20 protein-coding genes and 1 riboswitch are annotated in these 24,039 nt (G+C 62.6%); of the genes, 6 read left to right on the top strand and 14 right to left on the bottom strand.

The window, feature by feature from the left end:
* Positions 1 to 41 precede the first annotated feature (41 nt).
* Complete coding sequence (gene thiC, locus HU760_RS03250; protein ID WP_186672472.1) at positions 42 to 1,922, bottom strand: phosphomethylpyrimidine synthase ThiC; 1,881 nt, start codon at positions 1,920 to 1,922, stop codon at positions 42 to 44.
* 155 nt (positions 1,923 to 2,077) lie between these two features.
* A riboswitch (TPP riboswitch) is annotated at positions 2,078 to 2,184 on the bottom strand.
* Positions 2,185 to 2,343: 159 nt separating this feature from the next.
* On the opposite strand from thiC, the gene HU760_RS03245 reads away from it, so the two are divergent.
* A complete protein-coding gene (locus tag HU760_RS03245; RefSeq protein WP_186672470.1) occupies positions 2,344 to 3,777 on the top strand; it encodes a TolC family outer membrane protein in 1,434 nt (477 codons plus the stop codon).
* Positions 3,778 to 3,830: 53 nt separating this feature from the next.
* Here HU760_RS03245 and HU760_RS03240 read toward each other — a convergent pair whose 3' ends face one another.
* The 3 genes from HU760_RS03240 to HU760_RS03230 form a co-directional block, all read right to left on the bottom strand.
* Complete coding sequence (locus HU760_RS03240) at positions 3,831 to 4,733, bottom strand: carbohydrate binding domain-containing protein (protein WP_186672468.1); 903 nt, start codon at positions 4,731 to 4,733, stop codon at positions 3,831 to 3,833.
* A 131-nt stretch (positions 4,734 to 4,864) separates the two neighbouring features.
* Positions 4,865 to 6,142 (bottom strand): lipid IV(A) 3-deoxy-D-manno-octulosonic acid transferase, encoded by a 1,278-nt coding sequence (waaA, locus tag HU760_RS03235; RefSeq protein WP_186672467.1) that lies wholly within the window; start codon positions 6,140 to 6,142, stop codon positions 4,865 to 4,867.
* An 11-nt stretch (positions 6,143 to 6,153) separates the two neighbouring features.
* The gene (locus HU760_RS03230; RefSeq protein ID WP_186672465.1) at positions 6,154 to 7,044 is read right to left on the bottom strand and encodes a LysR family transcriptional regulator; all 891 of its coding nucleotides are present in this window, start codon (positions 7,042 to 7,044) and stop codon (positions 6,154 to 6,156) included.
* An 87-nt stretch (positions 7,045 to 7,131) separates the two neighbouring features.
* Between HU760_RS03230 and HU760_RS03225 the strand changes: the two genes are divergently transcribed.
* The 4 genes from HU760_RS03225 to HU760_RS03210 all read left to right on the top strand — a co-directional run bounded on the left by HU760_RS03225 (position 7,132) and on the right by HU760_RS03210 (position 10,549).
* The gene (locus tag HU760_RS03225; RefSeq protein ID WP_170033064.1) at positions 7,132 to 7,464 is read left to right on the top strand and encodes a DMT family transporter; all 333 of its coding nucleotides are present in this window, start codon (positions 7,132 to 7,134) and stop codon (positions 7,462 to 7,464) included.
* A gap of 79 nt (positions 7,465 to 7,543) precedes the next feature.
* A complete protein-coding gene (locus HU760_RS03220; RefSeq protein WP_186672463.1) occupies positions 7,544 to 8,719 on the top strand; it encodes an NAD(P)/FAD-dependent oxidoreductase in 1,176 nt (391 codons plus the stop codon).
* Positions 8,716 to 9,528: an aldo/keto reductase gene (locus HU760_RS03215; RefSeq protein ID WP_186672461.1), complete on the top strand. Its 813-nt coding sequence runs from the start codon at positions 8,716 to 8,718 to the stop codon at positions 9,526 to 9,528. The genes HU760_RS03220 and HU760_RS03215 overlap by 4 nt, the downstream gene beginning before the upstream one ends.
* A gap of 52 nt (positions 9,529 to 9,580) precedes the next feature.
* Positions 9,581 to 10,549: a metal ABC transporter ATPase gene (locus HU760_RS03210; RefSeq protein WP_186672459.1), complete on the top strand. Its 969-nt coding sequence runs from the start codon at positions 9,581 to 9,583 to the stop codon at positions 10,547 to 10,549.
* 29 nt (positions 10,550 to 10,578) lie between these two features.
* On the opposite strand, the gene hldE is transcribed toward HU760_RS03210, so the two are convergent.
* The 3 genes from hldE to HU760_RS03195 all read right to left on the bottom strand — a co-directional run bounded on the left by hldE (position 10,579) and on the right by HU760_RS03195 (position 15,130).
* On the bottom strand, positions 10,579 to 12,000 hold the full coding sequence (gene hldE / locus HU760_RS03205; RefSeq protein WP_186672457.1) for a bifunctional D-glycero-beta-D-manno-heptose-7-phosphate kinase/D-glycero-beta-D-manno-heptose 1-phosphate adenylyltransferase HldE: 1,422 nt from the start codon (positions 11,998 to 12,000) through the stop codon (positions 10,579 to 10,581).
* Between the two features lie 130 nt (positions 12,001 to 12,130).
* Positions 12,131 to 13,939: a lipid A export permease/ATP-binding protein MsbA gene (msbA, locus tag HU760_RS03200; RefSeq protein ID WP_186672455.1), complete on the bottom strand. Its 1,809-nt coding sequence runs from the start codon at positions 13,937 to 13,939 to the stop codon at positions 12,131 to 12,133.
* A gap of 15 nt (positions 13,940 to 13,954) precedes the next feature.
* Positions 13,955 to 15,130 carry an O-antigen ligase family protein gene (locus HU760_RS03195; RefSeq protein ID WP_186672454.1) on the bottom strand — a complete coding sequence of 392 codons (1,176 nt, stop codon included), beginning with the start codon at positions 15,128 to 15,130 and terminating at the stop codon, positions 13,955 to 13,957.
* A 101-nt stretch (positions 15,131 to 15,231) separates the two neighbouring features.
* Here HU760_RS03195 and HU760_RS03190 point away from each other — a divergent pair, with 101 nt between their 5' ends.
* On the top strand, positions 15,232 to 15,837 hold the full coding sequence (locus tag HU760_RS03190; protein WP_186672452.1) for a toluene tolerance protein: 606 nt from the start codon (positions 15,232 to 15,234) through the stop codon (positions 15,835 to 15,837).
* 3 nt (positions 15,838 to 15,840) lie between these two features.
* Here the strand turns inward: HU760_RS03190 and HU760_RS03185 are convergent, their stop codons facing one another.
* The 7 genes from HU760_RS03185 to HU760_RS03155 all read right to left on the bottom strand — a co-directional run bounded on the left by HU760_RS03185 (position 15,841) and on the right by HU760_RS03155 (position 23,980).
* Complete coding sequence (locus HU760_RS03185; protein WP_186672450.1) at positions 15,841 to 16,932, bottom strand: glycosyltransferase; 1,092 nt, start codon at positions 16,930 to 16,932, stop codon at positions 15,841 to 15,843.
* Between the two features lie 37 nt (positions 16,933 to 16,969).
* On the bottom strand, positions 16,970 to 17,743 hold the full coding sequence (locus HU760_RS03180) for a glycosyltransferase family 2 protein (RefSeq protein ID WP_186672448.1): 774 nt from the start codon (positions 17,741 to 17,743) through the stop codon (positions 16,970 to 16,972).
* A gap of 66 nt (positions 17,744 to 17,809) precedes the next feature.
* Positions 17,810 to 18,766 carry a glycosyltransferase family protein gene (locus HU760_RS03175; protein WP_186672446.1) on the bottom strand — a complete coding sequence of 319 codons (957 nt, stop codon included), beginning with the start codon at positions 18,764 to 18,766 and terminating at the stop codon, positions 17,810 to 17,812.
* A 46-nt stretch (positions 18,767 to 18,812) separates the two neighbouring features.
* The gene (locus HU760_RS03170; RefSeq protein WP_186672978.1) at positions 18,813 to 20,216 is read right to left on the bottom strand and encodes a PIG-L deacetylase family protein; all 1,404 of its coding nucleotides are present in this window, start codon (positions 20,214 to 20,216) and stop codon (positions 18,813 to 18,815) included.
* Positions 20,213 to 21,109, bottom strand: coding sequence for an antimicrobial resistance protein Mig-14 (locus HU760_RS03165; RefSeq protein ID WP_186672444.1), 897 nt, complete (start codon positions 21,107 to 21,109; stop codon positions 20,213 to 20,215). Before HU760_RS03165 ends, HU760_RS03170 begins: the two co-directional genes overlap by 4 nt.
* Complete coding sequence (locus HU760_RS03160; protein WP_186672442.1) at positions 21,109 to 22,239, bottom strand: glycosyltransferase; 1,131 nt, start codon at positions 22,237 to 22,239, stop codon at positions 21,109 to 21,111. The genes HU760_RS03165 and HU760_RS03160 overlap by 1 nt, the downstream gene beginning before the upstream one ends.
* Positions 22,223 to 23,980 carry a carbamoyltransferase family protein gene (locus tag HU760_RS03155; RefSeq protein WP_186672440.1) on the bottom strand — a complete coding sequence of 586 codons (1,758 nt, stop codon included), beginning with the start codon at positions 23,978 to 23,980 and terminating at the stop codon, positions 22,223 to 22,225. Before HU760_RS03155 ends, HU760_RS03160 begins: the two co-directional genes overlap by 17 nt.
* Positions 23,981 to 24,039: the final 59 nt, after the last annotated feature.

Below are 24,039 nucleotides of genomic sequence, written 5' to 3'. Positions count from 1 at the left end.
AGCCTTGCGTCGGGAAAGGGCCGCAAGCGGCCCCGGCGTGCTCAGACCTTGTGGTACAGCTGGCTGCCTTCCTGGCGGAACCGTTCAGCCTGCTCGCGCATGCCTTGCTCGACCGTCACGTCCACGGTTTCGATCTTGGCGGCGTACTCCCGCACTTCCTGAGTGATCTTCATCGAGCAGAACTTCGGCCCGCACATCGAGCAGAAGTGCGCGACCTTGGCCGACTCCTTCGGCAGGGTCTCGTCGTGGAAAGCGCGGGCAGTATCCGGGTCCAGGCCCAGGTTGAACTGGTCTTCCCAACGGAACTCGAAACGCGCCTTGGACAAGGCGTTGTCGCGAATCTGCGCGCCCGGGTGGCCCTTGGCAAGGTCGGCAGCATGCGCGGCGATCTTGTAGGTGATGATGCCGGTCTTCACGTCATCCTTGTTCGGCAGGCCCAGGTGCTCCTTGGGCGTGACGTAGCAGAGCATGGCGCAACCGAACCAGCCGATCATCGCGGCGCCAATGCCCGAGGTGATGTGGTCGTAGCCTGGGGCGATATCGGTGGTCAGCGGGCCGAGCGTGTAGAACGGCGCCTCGTCGCAGCATTCCAGCTGCTTGTCCATGTTTTCCTTGATCAACTGCATCGGCACGTGGCCGGGGCCTTCGATCATGCACTGCACGTCGTGCTTCCAGGCAATCTTGGTCAGTTCACCGAGGGTTTCCAGCTCACCGAACTGCGCAGCATCGTTGGCGTCGGCAATCGAACCGGGACGCAGGCCGTCACCCAGCGAGAAGCTGACATCGTAGGCCTTCATGATTTCGCAGATCTCTTCGAAATGCGTGTACAGGAAGTTTTCCTTGTGATGCGCAAGGCACCACTTGGCCATGATCGAGCCACCGCGGCTGACGATACCGGTGACGCGCTTGGCGGTCAGCGGCACATAACGCAGCAGCACGCCGGCGTGGATGGTGAAGTAGTCCACGCCCTGCTCGGCCTGCTCGATCAAGGTGTCGCGGAACAGTTCCCAGGTCAGGTCTTCGGCCACGCCATTGACCTTTTCCAGAGCCTGGTAGATCGGCACGGTCCCGATCGGTACCGGCGAGTTGCGGATGATCCACTCGCGGGTTTCATGGATGTGCTTGCCGGTGGACAGGTCCATGACCGTATCCGAACCCCAGCGGATGCCCCAGGTCAGCTTGGCCACTTCTTCCTCGATCGAGGAACCCAGGGCGCTGTTGCCGATGTTGCCGTTGATCTTCACCAGGAAGTTGCGGCCAATGATCATCGGCTCCAGTTCCGGGTGGTTGATGTTGGCCGGGATGATCGCGCGGCCACGGGCGATTTCCTGGCGAACGAACTCGGGGGTGATTTCCTTGGGGATATTGGCGCCGAAGCTGTGGCCGGCATGCTGCTCGTTCAGCAGGCCAGCGGCGCGGGCCTCTTGCAGCTTCATGTTTTCACGGATGGCCACATATTCCATCTCGGCGGTGATGATGCCTTGGCGGGCGTAGTGCATCTGCGAGACGTTGGCGCCCGCCTTGGCACGGCGCGGGTTGCGCACGTGGGCGAAACGCAGCTTGGCCAGTTCGGCATCGCTCAGGCGCTGCTGCCCGAAGTTGGAGCTCAGGCCGTCCAGGCGTTCGGTATCGCCGCGGGCTTCGATCCATGCCGAACGCACATCGGCCAGGCCCTTGCGCACGTCGATGACCACGTTGGGGTCGGTGTACGGGCCAGAAGTATCGTAGACCAGCACGGGGGCATTGGCCTCGCCACCGAAATCGGTCGGGGTATCGTCCAGGCTGATTTCACGCATGGGCACGCGGATGTCAGGGCGCGAGCCTTCGACATATACCTTGCGCGAACGCGGGAACGGTTGTACGGACTGCTGATCGACTTGTGCCGATTCGCTGAGGTTTATCGCTTTTTCTTGTTTGCTCATCACAGGCTCTCCAGACGGCTTCCAGGCAGTGGAATGTCGGGGTGAACCTGAAAGGCGCGGACGCACCCCTTTACGGGTGCAGTGCCGGATATGGGGGTGCCTGAAGCTGCACGCAGCTGTGACATTCCCGGACCTGGCACAAGAGGCTGGCCGGGAAGGCGAGCAATCTTGTTCCCTACGCAGGCGCTAACCTGATCAGGTTCAACGGGATCCGCAACTTTGCGATCTCAGCCTTTGCTTCAAGGCACCCCGACAAGAACATGCGCAGTCTAGACTGGAGTGGTCGGCAAAGCCAAGCGGGTAAATGCGCGGATGATGAAAGGTACGCCGAGCATTGTTGCCGGGTGCGCATGGCACTACACTGGCCCGTCGCTCGATACTCAACAGTTCAGTAATTAAACTTCGTACAAGGATTGCCTCTATGCTGCGCAAACTCTCACTGGCAATAGCCGTGTCTTGTGCGTCCAACGGAGTGGTCTGGGCAGCGGACGTGCCCTCTACGGTGAAAACCGACCTGGTCAGCGTTTACCAGGAAGCGGTGGACAACAACGCTGACCTGGCGGCCGCCCGCGCCGATTACGGCGCCCGTCGCGAAGTGGTGCCGCAGGCCCGTGCCGGGTTGCTGCCGAACCTGTCGGCCGGTGCCGAGATGATGAATACCCGCACCAAGCTGGATGAGCCATCGATGACCTCCAACCGCAGCGGCAACGCCTGGAGCGCAACCCTGGCACAACCGATCTTCCGCGCTGACCGCTGGTTCCAGTTGCAGGCCGCCGAGGCCGTCAACGAACAAGCGGCACTGGAACTGTCGGCCACCGAGCAGAACCTCATATTGCAAACGGCCCAGAACTACTTCGCTGTCCTTCGGGCCCAGGACAACCTGGCTGCCACCAAGGCCGAGGAAGCCGCGTTCAAGCGCCAGCTGGACCAGTCCAACGAGCGCTTCGATGTGGGCCTGTCGGACAAGACCGATGTCCTCCAGTCGCAGGCCAGCTACGACACTGCACGCGCCAACCGGATCATTGCCGAACGCCAGGTGCAGGATGCCTTCGAGGCCCTGGTCACGCTGACCAACCGTGAATACACGTCGATCCAGGGCGTGGTCCACACGTTGCCGGTACAGGTCCCTACCCCGAACGACGCCAAGGCCTGGGTCGAGACTGCCGGGCGCCAGAACCTCAACCTGCTGGCGACCAACTATGCGGTTTCCGCTGCCGAGGAGACGCTGCGCCAGCGCAAGGCCGGCCATGCGCCGACGCTGGATGCAGTCGCCAAGTACCAGAAAGGTGATAATGACAGCCTCGGCTTCACCAACCCTTCCCAGCTAGGGGTGCGTTACAGCGACGACGTCGAGCAGACCAGTGTCGGCCTGCAACTCAACATCCCGATCTACAGCGGCGGCCTGACCAGTTCGCAGGTGCGCGAGGCCTACCAGCGCCTGAGCCAGAGCGAGCAGCAACGCGAAAGCCTGCGCCGCCAGGTGGTGGAGAACACCCGCAACCTGCACCGCGCGGTGAACACCGATGTAGAGCAGGTGCAGGCGCGCAAGCAGTCGATCATCTCCAACCAGAGCGCGCTGGAAGCCACCGAAATCGGCTACCAGGTGGGTACTCGCAACATCGTCGACGTACTCGACGCCCAGCGCCAGCTGTATACCTCGGTGCGCGACTACAACAACAGCCGCTATGACTACATCCTCGACAACCTGAGCCTGAAGCAGGCTGCCGGGACCTTGAGCCCGCAGGATCTGCAGGACCTCAAGCAGTACCTGAAACCGGACTACAACCCGGACAAGGACTTCCTGCCGCCGGACCTGGCGGCCGCAGCGGCGAAGAACTTCGAGCGCAGGCCTTAAAAAACTGTCGCGAGCCTCCCCGAATGACGGCGAGGCTCACGACATTACCGACATCAGTTAACGGGAGACAGCTGCAGTTTAGCGATGAAAAAATCATTGCCACTCGCCGTGGCTGTATAATTTTCGATCGTGATCTTGGTCACATCGTCAGTGACCGTAAATTTTCCAGAAATATCTTCCCATTCCTTGTATTTGGACAGAGTCACTTCTTCGATTACCACGTCCTTGTCAGCTTTTACCTCCAGTCTGGGAGGATTGCCTCCGTAATCCAGCCACACCCTCATGGAAAATTCGTATTCTTTGCCATGCTCTAGCAAAGGGTATTCTTTTGTCAAAAATACGCCCTCATGCCCGGCCTCAATGCTATGTGTATGAAGATAAAGGACCTTGCCTTCATCCGGAGTATCCTTGAATTCCCGCTTGTAATCGTCACGCATCACCCAACCATTCAAGCGCTCTTGATCTTCACCCGCTTCAAAGTCCGTAAGATCAGTCGCTGACCGAAGGACAAATTGAGAAAATCTGTAATCATTCCCTTGTAGCTCAGGATTATGATTATGTATTTCAAGAGAAAATTGGCTGCCTGCCTGCTCAACGACAACGGAGCCATGGTAATTCCCCCAGCGATCTTCATTATGCTGCCACAGGTTGGTTTCATAAATAACGAACTTGCCACCCTTGGCATCTGCGCCCACTACAGATATACGCGCAGGGCTCGACTTACTCACACTCCGAGCGCGCATTACGAACTGATACTTGCCCGACGCCAACCCATCATATTGTTTACTTAATACGATGCCGTCCGCCTTTTCTTTGAGAGTGGGAAAATCCAACACGCAGCCTTCAGACGCCTCTTGGACAATCCTCGCCTTATCGCCAACGAAGTCACTAACCTCCCAACCATTCATAGACCCATTAGAAAAATCAGTAATATCGCTATACGTAGTATCTGCCATGTTCGACACTCCCATGATAAGAGACCCTGCCGAACCAAACTAGATGAAGTCGCGCTCGCGCGTAACTGTCAAAACTGTCAGTTGACAGCGCTTCAGCACTGTCTATTACCACATACTGTCTGCGTCTTGAATTAGCGCTTATGAAGTAAATTACCCAGTTCTTCCAGCAACCGTTGCAAGGCGCCCTGGTTGGCGCGCATCACCGCCCTGCCCGCCTCGCCCATGCGCTGCGCATCCTGCGGCAGCTCGATCAACCGACGCACAGCCTCGGCCAGCCCGTCGGCATCATCGACCTGCTGCAGCGCCCCCGCATCGCGCAACATCGCACTGATTTCGAGGAAATTGAACACGTGTGGCCCCATGAGCACCGGTAGTGCCAATGCTGCAGGCTCCAGAGGGTTGTGGCCGCCCGTGGCCACCAGGCTGCCGCCGACGAAGGCGATGTCGGCCAAGGCATAGAGGAACAGCAACTCACCCATGGTGTCGCCAAGCAGCACCTGCGTCCGCGCATCCACCGACGTGCCGGCAGAGCGGCGTACCGTGGCGAACTGTTCAGCGCACAAGGCATGCACGCCATCGAACCGCTCTGGGTGTCGCGGCACCAGGATCAGCAGCGCATCAGCATGCACCTGCAGCAGCTGCCGGTGCGCCTGCAGGATCAAGGCATCTTCACCCTCATGCGTGCTGGCAGCAATCCACAGCGGACGTTGGTCGGCGCCCCACTGTTCGCGCAGTGCCCTGGCTCGGGCTTGCAAGTGCTCATCGATCTTCAGGTCGAACTTGATCGAACCGGTGACCTGCACGCACTCAGGGCGCGCCCCCAGGTCACGGAAGCGCCGGGCCTCGGTTTCGGTCTGCACCGCAATCAGGCTCATCTCGGCCAGCATCGGCCGGGTCAGCTTGGCAAAGCGCCCATAGCCACGGGCCGAGCGCTCGGAAAGGCGCGCGTTGGCCAAGGCCACCGGGATGCCACGCCTGGCACACTGGTGGATATGGTTGGGCCACAGTTCGGTTTCCATGATGATGCCCAGCTTCGGCTGCACATGATCGAGGAAACGCCCGGCCGCCCAAGGCAGGTCGTACGGCAGGTAGCAATGCTGCACGCGCGGTTCGTCGGCGAACAGGGCGCGAATACGCTCGGAACCGGTAGGGGTCATGCAGGTCAGGGTGATCGGCAGCCCAGGGTAGGCCTTGAGCAAGGCACGCACCATCGGCGCGGCGGCGATACTCTCGCCCACCGAAACGGCATGCACCCATATGCCGCCCTGGCGCATGGTCGGCAGCTTGCAGGCAAAGCGTTCGCCAATACGCTGGCCATAGGCCGGGGCCTTGCGCGCGCGCAGGTACAGGCGCAGCGCAACCAGCGGCAGGCCCAGGTGAAACAGCAAGGTATAGAGAGTTCTGTTCATGGCGGCGGAGTTTACCCGATCGCACGCAGGTGCACTGCAAAGCGCTCGGCCAGCCACTGCGCGGCTGGGCCCAGTGGCTCGTCGCGGCGCCAGGCCAGCTCCGCCACCAGGGCCGGCGGCCGCCATTCGCTGTCCAGCTCGACCATGTGCGCCTGGTAGGTCGGGTATTGCACCACGTGTCGCGGCAGCCAGGCCCAGCCCAGCCCGCGCATCAACAGCTCGGCCATGGCATAGAAGCTGTCGGCCCTCCACACCTGCGGGCTGATCGCTTCGCCGCCCGGGTAGCCACTTTGCTGTGGGGTGATCAGCAACTGTCGGTGACGGGCCAGTTGCTGGCGGGTCACCCGGCCTTCGCCTGCCAGCGGGTGGCCGACCGCGCACACGGTGACCATTTCCACGCTGCCCAGGGCGCGCCGCTCCAACGAGGCCGGGATACTTTCGTGGTTGAAAAACAGGCCCAGGTCGGCGCGTCGCTCCACCAGCTTGCGTGCCACATCGCCTTGGGCGCCGCTGGCCAGTTGCACTTCCAGGAACGGGTAGCGGCTGGCCAGTTCGTCGAGGCTGTCGATAACCGGCTGGTAGGGCATGGCTTCGTCCTGGGCCACCCGCAGCAAGGCCTCTTGCCCACGCATCAGCGCCAGCGCGCGACCGTCCAGGCGTTCACACTGCCGCAGCAGTTCGCGGGCATCCTCCAACAGCGCACTGCCATTCTCTGTCAGTTTGGGTTGTCGGCCACTGCTGCGCTCGAACAGGGTCACACCAAGGTCGGTTTCCAGCAGGGCAATCGCGCTGCTGATTGCCGATTGAGCTTTGCGCTGTTCACGAGCCACAGCCGAGAACGAGCGCAGCTCGGCGACCCGCAGGAACGTGCGCAGCTGTTCGAGGTTCCACTGTTCGGCCATCTACCTATCTCCGCTATTGATAGGTAATGACTTTACCCCATCCAGGGTGAGCCTAGAATCTGCGGCCAGTTACCGGAGGATCCCGCCATGAATGCCTACACCTACCTCGCCATCGCCATTTGTGCCGAAGTCATCGCCACCGCCTCGATGAAAGCGGTGAAAGGCCTGAGCACGCCGCTGCCGCTGTTGCTGATGGTGATTGGCTACGCCATCGCTTTCTGGATGCTGACTTTGGTAGTACGCAGTATTCCAGTGGGGATCGCCTATGCCATCTGGTCTGGGTTGGGTATCGTGCTGATCAGTGTGGCGGCGCTGGTGATCTATGGGCAGAAGCTGGATGTGCCGGCGATGCTGGGCATGGCGATGATCGTGGGTGGAGTGGTGGTGATTCAGTTGTTTTCGAAGACGGCCGGGCATTGAGGCAACCCATGCCGGCGATAGGGCCCTCGCCGCGATAGCCTGTATACTTGCCAGCTGTCCCAGCCTTCGAGGTACCGCCATGCCATCTGCCATTTCCACTGACGTACTGATCGTCGGCGCCGGGGTCGCAGGCCTCTGGCTCAATGCCCGCCTGCGCCGCCTGGGCTATTCGACAGTGCTGGTGGAGCGTGCGAGCCTTGGTGGCGAGCAGACCATCAAGTCCCAGGGCATCATCCATGGCGGTACCAAGTATGCCCTGCACGGCGCACTCACCGGCGCCTCGGAAGCCATCGCCGACATGCCGCGCCGCTGGCGCGAAGCGCTGAATGGTGGCGGCGAGCTGGACCTTACCCATACCCGCCTGTTGTCCGACGCCCATTACCTGTGGTCACCCGGCACCCTGGCCGGCAACCTCACCAGCTTCTTCGCCAGCAAAGCCGTGCGTGGCCGGGTCGACCAGGTGAAGGGCGAGCAATTACCGCCCGCGCTGCAGGACCGCGCCTTCAAGGGCAAGGTCTATCGCCTGGCCGAACTGGTCGTCGACGTGCCCAGCCTGCTGGCCAACCTGGCCGAGCTGGCGGGTGACAGCCTGCTTGCCGGCGAGCACATCGAACCGTTGCGCGAGGCTGACGAACTGGTCGGCCTGTGCGTGGACGGCCGCGATATCCGCGCCCAGCGCATCGTGCTCAGTGCCGGCGCCGGCATCGCAGACTTGCTGCATGCCCTGGGCCTGAGCCAACCCGCCATGCAGACCCGCCCGCTGCACATGGTCATGGCCAAAGGTGCCAACCTGAAGCCGTTGTATGCCCACTGCCTGGGTGGCGGGCCGAAGCCGCGAGTGACCGTCACCACCCATCCGGCCGCCGATGGCCAGTGGGTCTGGTACCTGGGTGGCGACCTGGCCGAAGCCGATGGCGTCGCCCGCGAGCCATCGGCGCAAATCGCGGCGGCACAGAAGGAAATCGCCAGCCTGCTGCCATGGGTCGACCAGAGCGAGATGCGCTGGGCCACCCTGCGGGTCAGCCGCGCGGAACCGGCGCAATCGGGCCTGGTGCGCCCGGACAATGCCTTCCTCGCCGACCAGCAACGCCTGCTGGTCGGCTGGCCAACCAAGCTGGCCCTGGCACCGGACTTCAGCGACCGGGTCATCGCCCACCTGGAGCGTGATGGTATCCAGCCGCAGGCCCAGCCTGACCTGACCGGCCTGCCACGCCCGCCGCTGGGCGTGCCGGCCTGGGAGCAACTGTTACCATGAGCCTGCCAACCCTGCACGACTTCCACCGCCCCTTGGGCAATCTCGGCTTCAAGGTTTCGCCGCTGGGCCTGGGTACGGTCAAACTGGGCCGCGACCAGGGCGTCAAGTACCCCACCGGCTTCACCATCCCCGCTGATGACGAAGCCCGCCTGCTGCTGGCACAGGCCCGCGAGCTGGGCATCAACCTGATCGACACCGCACCGGCCTATGGCCGCAGTGAGGAACGCCTGGGCCCGCTATTGCGCGGCCAGCGCGATGAATGGGTAATCGTCAGCAAGGTTGGCGAAGAATTCGACAATGGCCAGTCACACTTCGACTTCAGCGCTACCCACACCCGCCGTTCGGTGGAGCGCAGCCTGCAGCGCCTGGAAACCGACCGCATCGAGCTGGTGCTGGTGCACTCCGACGGCAACGACCTGGCAATTCTCGAACAGCAGGAGGTGTACCAGACCCTCGCCGAGCTCAAGCAGGAGGGCAAGATCCTCGGCTATGGCCTGTCCGGCAAGACAGTTGCTGGCGGCCTGAGGGCGCTGGAGCATGGTGACTGCGCCATGGTCACCTACAACCTCAACGAACAGACCGAACGCCCGGTGCTGGACTACGCTGCCGAGCACGGCAAGGCCATATTGGTGAAGAAGGCGCTGGCCAGCGGGCATATCTGCCTCGCCTCAGGGGTTGACCCGGTGCAGGCCAGCTTCGAGTTGCTGTTTGCCCACCCGGGCGTGAGCAGTGCTATCGTCGGCACCATCAATCCGTTGCACCTGGCCCACAACGTGGCAACCGTCGCCCGTATTCTGGGCCGGCACTGAGTTGCCCCAGGCCTGCAGGCCTGGAGACTGACCCGACGCAAGGAGGAGCCTCGTGGCGCGTACGCTGATCCGCAAGAACCCGAGCAACTTCAAGACGCTGCCGCTGCATGTCGAGGCCACGCCCGAAGGGCTGATCTACCAGAGCATCGGCATGCCGCTGAACTTCGCCCAGACCCAACAGCGACGCAAGGCCATCCAGTTGCCCGATGCACAGCGCTTCGTGGTGGAACTGGCCAACCTCGGCGTGTCGGTACGGCTGACCTTGCATTGGCAGAACCGTGACTACTGGGTTTTGGTACGCCAGCGTCGGCAAGACCGTGGCGATGTGGTGCTGAAGCTGATTTCCGGTTACGTGCCGGCGCAGGAACTGAACCTGCCGTTGCACACCGCCGTGCAGGAAGTTGCCGAGGAATGTCTGCTGGAAACCCCGGAAGGCTGGCTGGGCGGACGCTTCAACGATACCTGGCTGCCAGTGCCCTACGCCGCTGCCCTGCACTACCGCGAAAACCCGCATTTCGTGCTGGCCCCACAGTCCGGTGCCGCGCGCCCGGTGCACTGCGGCAACCTGATGCTGCTGGAACGGCCACGGGCCTATGTGCACCTGCCTACCGCCTCGTTGCAGCTGATCTATGACATGCGCCTACAAGTCCCTCGGGAGGCCAAGAAGCTCAGCCTGTTCCACGTCGATGAGCGGCTTGAGGGTGGCCAACTGGTGGCGCGGCTCAACCGCAAACGGCCCGACCTGTACCTGATGCCGTTGCAGGATGGCCAGCCACTGGCTGAGCTGTATACGTTGAAAAAGGATGAGCTGGTGCCGGCGAGCACGCGGGGGCTACACCTGGCTGAGAGTTTTGCTCACCAGGAGGGTTGGGTGGTGAAGGAAGAGCGGGTGCGCTGGAGGGATTGGGTGAAGCAGCAGGGGTTAGTGGAGAGCAAGCCGGTGCGGGCCTCGCACCTGCAGCGCTTTGGTGACAAGGCGCGGGCGCTGCTGGAGCGGGCTCGCACTTCGCTGCACAAGTAAGGGGCCGCGAAGCGGCCCCCTGGGGCAGGTCAATTCTTGCGGATCTTCTCGACGATCGCCGTGGTCGAGCTGTTCTCGACCAGCCCCAGCACCTTCACGGTACCGCCGTAGGCCTTGACGATATCGGCGCCCACTACCTGGTCGATGCCGTAATCCCCCCCTTTGACCAGCACATCCGGCTTGACCTGGCTCAGCAGGTTCTCCGGCGTACCCTCAGGGAAGCTGATCACCCAGTCCACCGCCCCCAGCCCGGCCAGTACGGCCATGCGCCGGTCGACGCTGTTGATCGGTCGACCCGGCCCTTTCAGGCGGCTGACCGAGGCATCGTCGTTGACTGCGACGATCAGGCGGTCGCCCTGGGCACGGGCCTGCTCCAGGTAGGTGACATGCCCGGCATGCAGAATGTCGAAGCAACCGTTGGTGAAGACGATCTTCTCTTTGTGCGCCCGCGCGTCGTCGATCGCCAACAGCAGTTGCTCCAGGCCCAGCACACCGCGCTCGGAGCCTTCCTCGCGCTGGATGGCCCGGCGCAGTTCTGGGGCACTGATCGCCGCCGTACCCAGCTTGCCGACCACGATACCCGCCGCCAGGTTGGCCAGGGCCACCGCGTGCGGCAGGTCCTCGCCGGCAGCGATGGCCGCCGCGAGCGTGGAGATGACAGTATCACCGGCACCGGTCACGTCGAATACTTCCCGCGCCCGCGCCGGCAGGTGCAGCGCCGGCTGGCCGCTGCGCAGCAGGGTCATGCCATGCTCGCCACGGGTCACCAGCAAGGCGCCCAGGTCGAGGTCCTGCAGCAACTGCAGGCCTTTGGCAACCAGTTCGGCCTCATCGACGCAACGGCCGACGATGGTCTCGAATTCGCTGAGGTTCGGGGTAATCAGGCTGGCGCCACGGTAGATGGAGAAGTCCTTGCCCTTGGGGTCGGCGAGCACCGGAATGCCCTTGGCCCGCGCCGCCTGGATCAGGCTCTGGTGATTTCTCAGTGCGCCCTTGCCGTAGTCGGACAGGACCAGCACCTTCACGCCCTCGAGCAGGTTGTCGACCTCGGCCCCCAGCGACAGCGGGTCGGTGGCGAACGGTTCTTCGAAATCGATGCGCAGCAGCTGCTGGTGACGGCTCATGACCCGCAGCTTGACGATGGTCGGCTGGTGCGCGATGCGCTGGAAGACCGAGCGCACGCCGGCAGCCTGCAAACTGTTGGCCAGGCTGTCGGCGGCCTCGTCCTGGCCGGTGACGCCAATCAGCGCCGCCGGGGCGCCCAGGGCGGCGATGTTCAAGGCAACGTTGGCCGCGCCGCCGGGGCGATCCTCGATCTGATCGACCTTGACCACCGGCACTGGCGCTTCTGGCGAGATACGCGAAGTACCGCCATGCCAGTAGCGGTCGAGCATGACATCGCCGACCACCAGTACCGGGGCTTGATCGAAACGCGGCATGGACAACTTCATGGGCAACCCATATGGAAATAATGAACAGGGGCAGGATATTAGCACAGGGTTGGCGACGGCTTTACGGCCATATCACCCCAGGAAAATTCCCGTGACAATCGGGGCCGTGATGGCCCCGATCAACGAAGGTTCAGGTGATGTCGGCCTTGGCTGGCTCATCCAGGCCCATGGCATGCAGGCGGGCATAATGGCCATTGGCCGCGAGCAGCTCGGTATGGGTGCCGCGTTCGACCAGGCGGCCTTGGTCCATTACCAGGATCTGGTCGGCCTTCTCGATGGTCGACAGGCGGTGGGCGATCACCAGTGTGGTACGGCCCTGCATCACATGGTCCAGGGCCGCCTGGATATGCCGCTCGGATTCGGTGTCCAGCGCCGAGGTGGCTTCGTCGAGGATCAACAGCGGTGCGTTTTTCAGCAATGCCCGGGCGATGGCCAGGCGCTGACGCTGGCCGCCGGAGAGCAGCACGCCGTTTTCACCCACTTCGGTATCGAAGCCTTTCGGCAAGCGGTCAACGAACTCCTTGGCGTAGGCATCGGCCGCAGCAGCTTCGATGTCGGCGCGCGGCGCACCGGCCAGGTCGCCGTAGGCGATGTTGTTGGCCACGGTATCGTTGAACAGGGTGACGTGCTGGGTCACCTGCGAAACGTGGCGACGCAGGTTGCGCAGGCGGTAGTTCTCGATCTCCACGCCATCGAGCAGGATCTGCCCTTGATCGTGGTGATAGAAGCGCGGGATCAGCGCCGCCAGAGTAGACTTGCCGCTGCCGGAGCGGCCGACCAGGGCAATCATCTGCCCGGGCTCGGCGACGAAGCTGATGTCGCTGAGCACTTCACGCTCGGTGCCGGGGTAGGTGAAGCTCAGGTTGCGCACTTCCAGGCGCCCTTCCACGCGTTCCTTCTCGACGGTACCGGTGTCCACTTCAGGCGTTTCGTCCAGTTGCTCGAAAATGCTCTCGGCACCGGCCAGGCCCTTCTGGATGGTCGAACTGACCTCGGAAAGCTGACGAATCGGCTTGGGCAGCAGGCCAGCGGCGGTGATATAGGCAACCAGGTCACCGGCAGTGGACTCACCGCGCAGGAACAGCACCAGGAACATCAGCGCAGCCATGGCGGAGTAGATCACCAGTTGCAGCATCGGCGTATACAGCGAACCGGTCTTGGTCATGCGCAGCTGTTTGTCGGTGTTGCTCTGGCTGGCCTTGCCGAAGCGCTGCTCCTCGTAGGCCTCGCCGCCGAAGCTGCGGACCACTCGATAGCCCTGGATGGTTTCCGAAGCGACATGGGTGACGTCGCCCATGGCCACCTGGATCTTCTTGCTCTGCTTGCGGAATTTCTTGCTGGCGACGCTGACCATTACCGCGATCAGCGGCAGGATGGCAACCATCACCAGGGTCAGGTGCCAGTTCATCCACAGCAGATAGCCGAACAGAAATACCACTGTCAGGCCTTCGCGGATCACCACCTTGACCGCATCGGTGGCCGCACCGGTGACCATGGTCACGTTGAAGGTGATACGCGAAATCAGGTGTCCGGAGTTATGGTTGTCGAAGTAGCGGTTGGGCAGTACCAGCAGCTTGTTGAACAACTCCACACGCAGGTCGTGCACCAGGCACAAGGACACCTTGGCCAGGAAGTAGTTGCCGAGGAACGAACCCAGGCCCTGCCAAGCGGCGATCAGGATGATCAGCAGCGGCACCGCCTGCAACAGTTGCAGGTCGCGCAGGTAGGGGACGTTGGGGAACAACACCGCTTCGGGGTTGCTCAGCCCATCGACGAAATACTTGAGAATGCCGGCCAGCATGGGCTGGGTCGAGGCAAAGATCACGAAACCGATGATGCTCAGCAGGAAAATGCCGACATAGGGTTTCACATAGCTCAACAGCCGGAAGTAGATCTTCAGGCTGGAGGTGTGTTCCGCCGGTCGCGGTGTTTCGGCCATTATCGAGCTCGCTGTTCAGGTTGAACCGGAAATTTTACCACAGGCGTCATTTTCGGCACGCCCCCATGGCAGCGACATGACCAGCCCCACGGGCAGCCAGCTGATGAACCATTCGGCACGCGGCGTACCGGTGAGGCTGGCGGCATCGAACTGCATGGCCAGGGTCGAGTACACCCAGAAGCCGAGCAGGATCTTGCCGAACAGCGAGCCGCGTGCACGCACGATTTCACCCAGCGTGTACAACCACACCATGATCCACAGCAGCATGCCGGGCAGGCCCAGCTCGACGGCAACATGGGTGAACATGTTGTGTGTGTGGTCGAAGTGCTTGCCCACGGCGCTCACATCGTAGGCGGCGCCCAGGCCAAGGCCGGTCCAGGGATGCGCGGCAATCATGTCGACCACGGCATGGAAGATTTCCGGCCGGTAGGAGGATCCGCGCTTGGCGATCAGGTCGTAGACAAAATAGAAGGCCAGGCCGGTGGCGACAGCCGCCAGGATGGAGAATACCCGGCTATGACGGTCACGGAACCACAGCGGGGCCAAGATCACGGTGAGCACCAGGGCCAGAACCGCCCCACGGCTCTGGCTAAGCATGACAAAAGCCCCCAGGCAAGCCAGTGCCAAGAGCCACAATAGCTGCAGGCCGCGCTGCTGCGGCGGCTGATAAAGCAGGAATAACACCGCCGAACCGATGACGTAGGCACCGAGGATCGGATGCGATATTTCGCCGATGCCTTGCAGGCGGGCCAGCAAAGGGTAGCCCTGCATACCGTAGAAATGAATCACCGATACCAGCGCAGCAATGGCCAGCAAAACGCAACCAACCAGCAGCAACTGGCGAATGCGTGCCTGGCCAAGCTGCGCGAGCAACGGGAACGCCAAGAGGAAGACGAGAATGTAGAGCAGGCGTTTGGCCTCACGCCCCGGCTCTTCTGCCACCGACCAGACCAGGCTCAGCGCGCTCCAAGCCAGCAGCAACAGCAGACTCACCCACAAAGCAGGTTGGCGCTGCCAGGCTTGCACCAGTACCCGCCTGGCAGGCCAGGCCAGGACCAGCGTCGGCAACCACAGGAACAACACCAGGCCTTGCTGATAGATCTTGTTGCTCGGGGCCAGGGCAATCGCTGCCAGAAACCAGACCAGACCCAAGCCCAACCAGACCTTCGCCCAGTTTTTCTGATACAACATCCTCTCCCCCGATGAATCAAACACACCATCCAATGGTGCAACAACATTATTTTCGGCATTATTGCCGGTCATTTCGTTCGCCCGATGACAAGGCTCTTTTCATGCAATGCTCCCGGCTCAACCAGGTCGACTTCGATCAGCTGACACTAGGCGCCCAGGTGCTAGAGGCAGACAGCCATGGCGCCAAAGTCTACCTGCTCGCGGATGGTAATTTCCTCAAGGTTTTTCGCAGGAAGCGGCTTATTTCATCTGCACTGCTGCGTCCATACTCCCAGCGCTTCGTCGACAACGCCGCGCGCCTGGCGCAAATGGGCATTCCCACCCTGCAAGTGATCAGCCAGCACAAGCTCGACCTGCCGGGCCGTACCGCCGTGCTGTATCGGCCGCTGCCAGGGCGCACCCTGTTGCAGCTGTCGCGCGATGAAGGGTTCAGTTGGGACACCTACCTGCCGCGTCTGGTCGAGCTGATTCACCAACTGCACCGCAACGGGGTGTATTTCCGCTCGTTGCACCTGGGCAATGTAGTGGTCACGCCCGATCAGCAGTTGGGACTGATCGACGTGGCTGACATGCGCTTCCTGCGCCCGCCGCTTTCGGGGCGCATGATTCGACGCAACGTCCAGCACATGGTGCGCTACATCGAGCGAGAGAAACTCGCTGACCGCTTCCCCCTTGCCGCCTTCGAGGCAGCCCTGCTGGCGCGCTGAGGCTCAACTGCGCAGCAGGCTCTGCGAGCCGTTGCAGAACGCCTGCCAGGCCTGTTCCGGGGCCAGTGCCTGCCGCTGCCGGGCGGCTACCAGCGAGGCATTGAGCGCAGCACAACGCTCGATCGCCTCTGCCCAGGCGTTTTCATTGGCAACGGGCAAGTAACCACCGGTATCCTGCAACTGTTCGCGGAACACCTGCAGGTCGCTGCACACCACCGGCACGTCGGCCATGACCGCCTCCTGCACCACCAACCCCAGCCCTTCGGAGCGCGAAGGTACCAACAGCCAGTCGAATGCCCGGTATAACTGCTGCAGGTCGTCGCGGTGGCCGCTGAGGTGAACACGCCCGGTCAGGCCCAGCGCGTCGATACGGGCCTGCAGCAACGCACGCAGGGGCCCCTCGCCAATGATTGCCAACTGTAGGCCCGGCTGGCCCACACTGGCTTTGGCGAACGCCTTGATCAGCATCTCGAAGCCCTTGCTCTCGACCAACCGCCCGACCGCGCCCAACATCACCCCGGTTGCCTGTGGCAACTGCAAAGCCTGCCTGGCCGCCTCCCGGCTCAATAGCGGCTCGGCGAAAGCCAGCGGATCAAGGGCCATGCGCAAGGTCTGCACCGGCCGGTTCAGTTCGTGCTCAAGCGATGCGGCAAGCGTCTGCGAAACGGCAGCAATGCTCAGCCGCTCTGCCGGGTAACTGCGCAGTAAGCGCACATCGCTGGCACTCAGGCGGGTCTTGCCATGAAACAGCACCTTGGCACGCAACTGCGGAACCTGATGCAACAACGGCAACACCAGCCGCGCCACACCGACACCATCCAGCAGCACGACTTCAGCCTGGGCCTCGTTCAGCGCCTTGCGCAAGCGCATGCGCAACCACGGGCGCAACAGGCGCCAGAGGTGGCGCCCCTTCAGTGCCCGCGACGGCATGTGCCACTCCCGGGTCGAACCGATTCCACAACAGAGGCCGCTGCCCAGCAGCAGCCAGTTACTGATCCGGGCATCGGCGCCCGCATGCGCCAGCACCTGCCGATGAACCTTGTGGATGGACATGTACGGCGTTCCACCCGCCCACATCATATTGACGATGTTCATGGGCTCTCTCCCGCTCACGTCCGGTGGAACAGCGACTTTATTGAACAAGAATGGTGATTCCCATGCCAACCACGGCCCCCGCCACCAGCGTCAACGCCAATTTCATACGGTCACGTTTACGACGTTTGGTCTTGCGCTCCACTTCAATCGGCAAGGTCACATGATTACCAAATCCAGTATGCAATACTGCATCACCCTCCAAGGTGACCGCTGTCAGATTTAACTCAGCGTAGCGTCGAGAAAGTGCTTTTTCTCCAGCATAGGCGGCAAATGGCGCACAGCGTTGGTAGTCGCTCAAACGACGCAGCCCGGGGTTAAGCGAAAACGCCTGCCACTCGGCCTTATCGGACAGCAACGGATAGCAAGGCACGCCGGCGATCACCTGGCGATCACCGAGGTGGATGTACGGGCTATGGATGGCCAGGTCATGGGCATGACTGCGCAGCCAGACCTGCAACAGGCCAGGGCTGACATCCAGAATGGCTCGGGAATCTTCTATGAACCCCTGGCGATAGAAATGCCAGTCGTCCTCGCAATGGAAGATGTAAGGTGTCTTGACGTGGCTGTAGGCCAGATCGATGGACGGCAACTGGCCGAGTTTGGGTCGGTTCACGAACACCTTGCAGTGCGGTTTCCAGTGTTCCGGCACAGCCGCATGCACGGCGTCATCACCGGAGTCTTCGGTGATGAATACCTCACGAATCGGCGCGGTGTTGCAGCGGTCGAAACTCTCAAGGGTATCTTTGAGCAGATCGAACCGCCCACAACTGGTCACGACGAGCGTGACGTCACTCTCATTTGAAAAGCGCACCGGACTCCCTCCGCCTTGCGACTATCGACTTTCAACACCTGCTCCGTAGGTGCGAAAGTTCTTATGTTAGATGCCCAGTTTCAAGCGCAACCGCTGCCATGCAGATAACGGTGGGTGGGGCCTGAGCGCCGGGCGCATGTGGTCGACGATGCTACGACCAACTGCGGCGAAACTAAACCGGGAAACCGCCAGCTGGCGGCCGTTTTCCGCAATCCGCCGGGCCAGTTCGGGCTCCGCGCGCAAACGGCGGAGCTTTTCCTGCAGGGTCGGAATGCTGTTATAGAACACCACGTTGTGCATGTCCTGCAGGCCCAGCGCGCGGTTCTCTTCCTCGCCCTGGTCATACGCCAGCAACACACAGCCACAGGCCATGGCTTCGAAGTTCTTGATCATGTATTCGCCCATGCCGACGTCGGCGCTGACGAAAAAGCGAATACGGTTGAGCGTGTTGCAGTAGTCCTCACCCGACTTGGTGCGGGTCACTACCAGGTCCTCGACCCGGCCCAGTTCATCCAGCAGCGCCTTGCGGCCGCTATAGGCCACGCTGTTGGTGCTGCCGACGAAGGCCAGTTCGATGTCACGCTCACGCCCCTGGTCGCCCAGCAACTGCTCGTCGTAGCCCTTGGGCACGAACACGGCATCGAAACCTTCCTGGCGCAGGCGCTCGCTGACCATGTAGCCAGAGCTGATCACGCGCGCCCATGGCAGCTGACGGTAATGCGCACTGAACTTGCCGGTGTACTTGCACGGGATGTAGTTCTGGTAGGCGTCATGCTCGAGAATGACCAGGTTCGGCACCGTGCGGATGAACGCCACCTGGCGAATCTCCTGCTTGAAACGCAGGAAGAACACGATGCGATCATAGCGCTCGACCTGCACTTCGCGCTTGAAATAGCGGCGCAGGTTGCGCTGGTCTTCGCTGGTCAGCCAACGCAGGTCGCATTCACAGTTGGCCGCGACGCCATCGTACAGGCGGTCGAGAATGGCCCGCTGTTCCTTCTGCACCAGAAATAGGACTTTCATTGCTTTCCTTGGGCGCTCTGCGCCATCGCGGTCAACCATGGGGAAGCTACAGCTCACGCCGCCAGAACAGCTCATGTCGGCGCACGGCCTTGCGGAAGAACTCGTTCTCCCCGTAAGGCGATGGCCGCCGCCCGGCCAGCCAGCGCTGCAACAAGCGACGCACACGGCGCTTGAACGGCGCAGGAGGCTGCAGGTCATGCATCATGCCCAGGGCCATGGCCTTGTCACGCTGGGTCGCCAGGTCCAGCACCAGGCTGCAGGGTGCCCAGGCCTGATCAGCGCTCAACTGCGGTGGCAAGGCCACGCCATCGCCACTGTCGCCCATCGGCCAGCGGTCGTTGTCATGCAGGTGGTTGGCGTAGCAAAGCAGGGTTTGTGGCTGCCAGGCCAGGCCTTGCAAGGCCTCCAGCACTGCCGCCTGGGCGCAGATGTGGTCAGGGTGCGGGTCGAGCTGCGGGTGTGGCATCACCAGCACCTGCGGCCTGGCCATTTCCAGCAAGGCCCGCAGGTCGGCCAGCAGGTTGTGCCAGGTCGGTGCTCCATCGCCGTCGGCCGGCAGCGGGAACGGGTTGAACTGGCGGAACACCCGGACATCGGCGAGCTCGGCCTCACGAGAGGCAACCGGCTGGTCTGGCGCGGCCTGCATGGCAGGCAGTTGCAGGCAGAAATAGCCCAGCTGCACGCAACGCGACTGCGGCACACCGGCCCAGCGTGGCACGGCGATGCTGTCCCAGGCCCGCAGGCGACCTTTCAACCGCGCAGCCTCGGCCTCGGCCAGGCCCATCTGCTGGTAGTGCTCAGCCTCGATTTCACCGGCGGTGAGGGTTACCACCCAGGTTTCGTCGGCCTGACTGTAGAGACCGTATGCGGCCAGCTCGGCGTCATCGGCATGCGGCGCGATCACCATCACCCGCCGCCGCTGCAATTCGACCGCCGGGGTTATCCACAGGCGCGGCTGGCCTAGCAAGCGGCAATGGCGGGCACGCAGGCGCAACAAGCCTTTTTGCAAGGGCGCGGCCAAGCCGGTCAGGTTGAGAAAACGCACGCCATCGACACCGCGCTCGAAGGTTTGCCGATCGTCCTGCCCGCTAGCCAGCAGCTCGACCTTCGGGTCGAACAAGCGTCCCAGCCAGCTGCTTTTTACCTGCAGTTCGAGGATCAGGGTTTCGTTGCCTTGCAACACACAGTCGGCCTTGAGCAGGCCAGCGTCGAGGCTGGCGACAACCGCCCGGGCCTGATCGCCGAAGTCGTAGACGTAGTCCTCGCCAGGCGCATAGAACAGATGGTCGGCAAACCAGGCTTCGTGACCTGCCCACAACATCGGTAACAGCAGCAGCGGCAACCACCACCAGGTGAATACCCCCAAGGCAACCAACGCGACCAGGCCCACCAGCAAGCCCAGGCGCTTGTTGCGCCGGTGGCGCTTGAGCAACTGCTGCTTGCGGCTCACGCCTGATACACCGGCACGGGGTTGCACCAGCGGTCCTTGTACTCACGGTCGGCACGGCCGAACGAGAACCGCAGCGGCTTGTTGCGCGCACGGGCGTCCTCCCAGGCGGCCTGGGTATTGAGGAAGCTCAGTACGCTGCCAGGGCTGAAGGCCTTGGTTTCCGGGTCGACGCCACCATTGATGTACTCCACGCTGATCCACTCCGGCGCTTCGACACGGTACACCAGCTGGATGGCTATCGGCTTGCCTTCCAGCAGCAGCACCGAGCCGATCAGCAGCTCGCGCAGGCGCTCCAGCACATCGGCCATGCGCTCGGCACCGGTGGCCGGGAAGCCCCAGCGGCGCTGGAAAAGGTCGCAGTACATGCCAGCAACTTCCTGCGCGCTGAAGTCGCTGATCGGGCGCACCACGCCGCCCGCCTCTTCCAGCAGGCGTAGCTCGCGGCGCTGGTTGTAGCGGAACTTCTTCGACAGGTCTTCAGGGGCGCGAGCCATGGCCAGCTGTTCCTTCTGCACCTTCAGGCCGCTGAAACGGCCCTGGTTCAGTTCGGACAGGTAGCGCGCTGCATGGCGCAACGGTGCAGCGGCATCGGCCGCCGCCGGCAGGATGATCTCGGCATTGCCCAAGTCGAACAGGGCTTTCTTGCCAGCACGCTTGAGCACATCCTTGGACAGCGCCAGGTGGTGCCCCCAGGCGGGTATGGCTGCCTTCAGCTCGCCGGCCTGGTACCAACCGAGGTAACGCACCGGGATCTGCGCCAGGTCGGCCAGTTGCTCGACCACCCGCGGGTGGGTGGCGACACTGCCGCCAAAGCGGGCCCACGCCTCGGCATAGGCCTTGGCGTCGATGGCTTGCCAACCGCGCTCGCGGAAAGCCTGGATTCGGTTGAGCATCAGGCCTTCCCTACCAGTGAGCGAACCTGCGGCAGTTGCCAGAAGGCCTCGCGCACCGCCTGGTCGGAGAAACGCTCACGCAGGCGCTGCAGCATGTGTTCGGCACAGGCCTGGCGCTGCGCCGCATCGAGCACAGCCAGGTGCTTCAGGCCTTGGGCCAGTTGCCCGGCATCGCCCAGCGGGAACAGCACACCAACCCCTTCGACCACCTCGCGCGCACCGCCACAGGCCGTGGCCAGCACCGGAACACCGGCGACCATCGCTTCGAGCAGGACCATGCCGAACGGCTCATGGTCGGAGCTCAGGGCGAACACGTCGAAGGCCTGGAAATAGCGGCGCGCGTCCGGTACCTGGCCAAGGAAGTCCACGTGCCCGGCAATGCCCAGTTCGGCGGCCAGCGCCTTGAGCCTGGCTTCCAGGCGGCCCTTGCCGAGGATCGCCAGGCGTGCACCGGCCGGCAGCCCCGGCAGCGCTTCGGCAAAGCCACGCAACAGGGTGGTCTGGTCCTTGTCCGGGTGCAGGCGTCCGACATTGCCGACAATCCACGCCTGCGCATCCAGGCCCAGGGCCTGGCGAGCCTCGGCGCGCGACACCAGGGCCGCTTGCAGAGCGTCGATATCAATGCGGTTGTACAGGGTCTGGATACGCTCTGCCGGCCACTGCGGCAGACAGCGGCGCATATCATCACGCACTGCGTCCGATACCCCGAGCAAGCTGAGGCGCTTGCTGAACAGGCTGGCGAACAGCCGACGACCCTTGCGCTGATAGTCACCAAAGGCATGATGCACACCGATCACCGGCAGGCCGGTACCCAACAGCGCCACATAGATCGGCTTGAAACGATGGGCAATGCAGAAGGCGAAATTGCGCTCGGCCGCAATCCGCCGCAACGCGCGGATGGCGCCGAGCTTCAGGCCGCGCACGGCCTTGGAGCTGAACTCGAGGAACACTACCTCGTCCGACGCACAGCCGGCCGCCACTTGCGGGTCGGCAGCGCCGGTGAGGAACACCGTGGTCACCTGGTAGCCACGCCCCTGGAACAGGCTGGCGTACTGACGGGCGCAGTCCAGGAACGGCCCGTCATAACCATGGCAGAACTGCAGGATGCGCGGTTCAGAGCGGCTGGTCATACGGGGCCGCGCCGTCCTTCACAACCAGGATGTCTTCCATGATCAGGTACTGCAGGTCCGAGCCGAAGAACATGTTCAAGGCGTCGGTCGGCGAGCAGATCATCGGTTCACCGCGGCGGTTCAGCGAGGTGTTGAGCGACACGCCGTTGCCGGTGAGGTCCTCCAACGCCTTCATCATGTCGTAGTAGCGCGGGTTGTACCCGCGCTTGAGCACCTGGGCCCGCGACGTGCCATCCTCGTGGACGACTTCCGGCACGCGGTTTTTCCACTCTTCAGCCACTTCGAAGGTGAAGGTCATGAACGGTGCGGGGTGATCGACCTTGATCATCTGCGGGGCGACGGTGTCGAGCATCGATGGGCAGAAAGGTCTCCAGCGCTCGCGGAACTTGATCTGCTCGTTGATGCGGTCGGCCACGCCCGGCACGCTCGGGCAACCGATGATCGAACGGCCACCCAGGGCACGCGGACCGAACTCCATGCGGCCCTGGAACCAGGCCACCGGGTTGCCATCGACCATGATCCGGGCGATGCGCTGCGGCATGTCGTCAAGCTTGCGCCACTTCGGCGCGTTCGGGTGACGGGCGCAGGCGGCGATCACATCTTCGTTGGAGTACGACGGGCCGAGGTAGACGTGTTCCATCTTCTCGACCGGCACGCCACGGGCGTGGGAAACGTAGGCGGCAGCGCCCACGGCGGTACCGGCGTCCCCAGAAGCCGGTTGCACGAAGAGTTCCTTCACATCGGAACGGGCAATGATTTTCTGGTTGAGCTTTACATTCAACGCACAGCCGCCAGCAAAGGCCAGCTTGCCGGTTTCACGCAGGGTATCGCCCAGGTAATGGTCGATCATCTGCAGGGCGATCTTTTCGAACAGTGCCTGCATGCTGGCCGCGTAATGGATATAAGGCTCGTCGGCGATGTCGCCTTCGCGCTTGGGCCCCAGCCATTCGATCAGCTTCGGCGAGAAGTAGAAGCCCTTGCCCTTCTCTTTATAGCGGCGCAGGCCGATCACGTTGGCGTATTCGGTATTGATCACCAGTTCGCCGTTTTCGAAGCTGGCCAGGCGCGAGAAGTCGTACTTGCTGGCATCGCCATACGGCGCCATGCCCATGACCTTGAACTCGCCGTCGAGCATCTCGAAGCCGAGGAACTCGGTGATTGCACCGTACAAGCCACCCAGCGAGTCCGGATCGAAGAATTCCTTGATCTTGTGAATCTTGCCGTTTTCGCCGTAGCCAAAGAAGGTGGTGGCGTACTCACCTTTACCGTCGATGCCGAGGATCGCGGTCTTCTCCTTGAAGCCCGAGCAGTGGTAAGCGCTGGAGGCGTGGGCCAGGTGGTGCTCGACCGGCTCGATCTTGACCTTTTTCGGGTCGAAACCCAGTTGCTCCAGGCACCAGACGATCTTCTTGCGGTAACGCTTGTAGCGACGGTTGCCCATCAGGATGGCGTCGAGGGCGCGGTCCGGGGCGTACCAGTAACGCTTGGCGTAGTGCCAGCGTGCCTTGCCAAACAGGCTGATCGGGGCGAACGGGATGGCAACTACATCGACGTCAGATGGCTTGATGCCAGCCTGCTCCAGGCAGAACTTCGCCGACTCGTAGGGCATGCGGTTCTTCGCATGCTTGTCACGCACGAAGCGCTCTTCTTCGGCGGCGGCAACCAGCTTGCCGTCGATGTACAGGGCCGCGGAAGGGTCATGGCTAAGGGCGCCGGACAGGCCAAGAATCGTCAATGCCAAGGGATCAACCTCTTCATTCGGTAGAAATGCGCCAGCGGCTCGGTGGGCGGGTGGCGGCT

This window comes from Pseudomonas oryzicola, from assembly GCF_014269185.2.
Lineage (GTDB): Bacteria > Pseudomonadota > Gammaproteobacteria > Pseudomonadales > Pseudomonadaceae > Aquipseudomonas > Aquipseudomonas oryzicola.
The sequence above is the reverse complement of the archived record's forward strand: the minus strand, read 5'-3'. Positions and strand labels throughout refer to the sequence as shown.

Bases quoted from the DNA above. Each gene is read 5' to 3' on its own strand.
- HU760_RS03160 (WP_186672442.1), bottom strand. From the start codon at position 22,239: ATGACCAGCCGCTCTGAACCGCGCATCCTGCAGTTCTGCCATGGTTAT.
- waaA (WP_186672467.1), bottom strand. From the start codon at position 6,142: ATGAACAGAACTCTCTATACCTTGCTGTTTCACCTGGGCCTGCCGCTG.
- msbA (WP_186672455.1), bottom strand. From the start codon at position 13,939: ATGGCCGAAACACCGCGACCGGCGGAACACACCTCCAGCCTGAAGATC.
- HU760_RS03175 (WP_186672446.1), bottom strand. From the start codon at position 18,766: ATGAAAGTCCTATTTCTGGTGCAGAAGGAACAGCGGGCCATTCTCGAC.
- HU760_RS03165 (WP_186672444.1), bottom strand. From the start codon at position 21,109: ATGCTCAACCGAATCCAGGCTTTCCGCGAGCGCGGTTGGCAAGCCATC.
- HU760_RS03215 (WP_186672461.1), top strand. From the start codon at position 8,716: ATGAGCCTGCCAACCCTGCACGACTTCCACCGCCCCTTGGGCAATCTC.
- HU760_RS03220 (WP_186672463.1), top strand. From the start codon at position 7,544: ATGCCATCTGCCATTTCCACTGACGTACTGATCGTCGGCGCCGGGGTC.
- HU760_RS03185 (WP_186672450.1), bottom strand. From the start codon at position 16,932: ATGAACATCGTCAATATGATGTGGGCGGGTGGAACGCCGTACATGTCC.
- HU760_RS03245 (WP_186672470.1), top strand. From the start codon at position 2,344: ATGCTGCGCAAACTCTCACTGGCAATAGCCGTGTCTTGTGCGTCCAAC.
- HU760_RS03230 (WP_186672465.1), bottom strand. From the start codon at position 7,044: ATGGCCGAACAGTGGAACCTCGAACAGCTGCGCACGTTCCTGCGGGTC.
- thiC (WP_186672472.1), bottom strand. From the start codon at position 1,922: ATGAGCAAACAAGAAAAAGCGATAAACCTCAGCGAATCGGCACAAGTC.
- HU760_RS03195 (WP_186672454.1), bottom strand. From the start codon at position 15,130: ATGTTGTATCAGAAAAACTGGGCGAAGGTCTGGTTGGGCTTGGGTCTG.
- hldE (WP_186672457.1), bottom strand. From the start codon at position 12,000: ATGAAGTTGTCCATGCCGCGTTTCGATCAAGCCCCGGTACTGGTGGTC.
- HU760_RS03190 (WP_186672452.1), top strand. From the start codon at position 15,232: ATGCAATGCTCCCGGCTCAACCAGGTCGACTTCGATCAGCTGACACTA.
- HU760_RS03225 (WP_170033064.1), top strand. From the start codon at position 7,132: ATGAATGCCTACACCTACCTCGCCATCGCCATTTGTGCCGAAGTCATC.
- HU760_RS03240 (WP_186672468.1), bottom strand. From the start codon at position 4,733: ATGGCAGATACTACGTATAGCGATATTACTGATTTTTCTAATGGGTCT.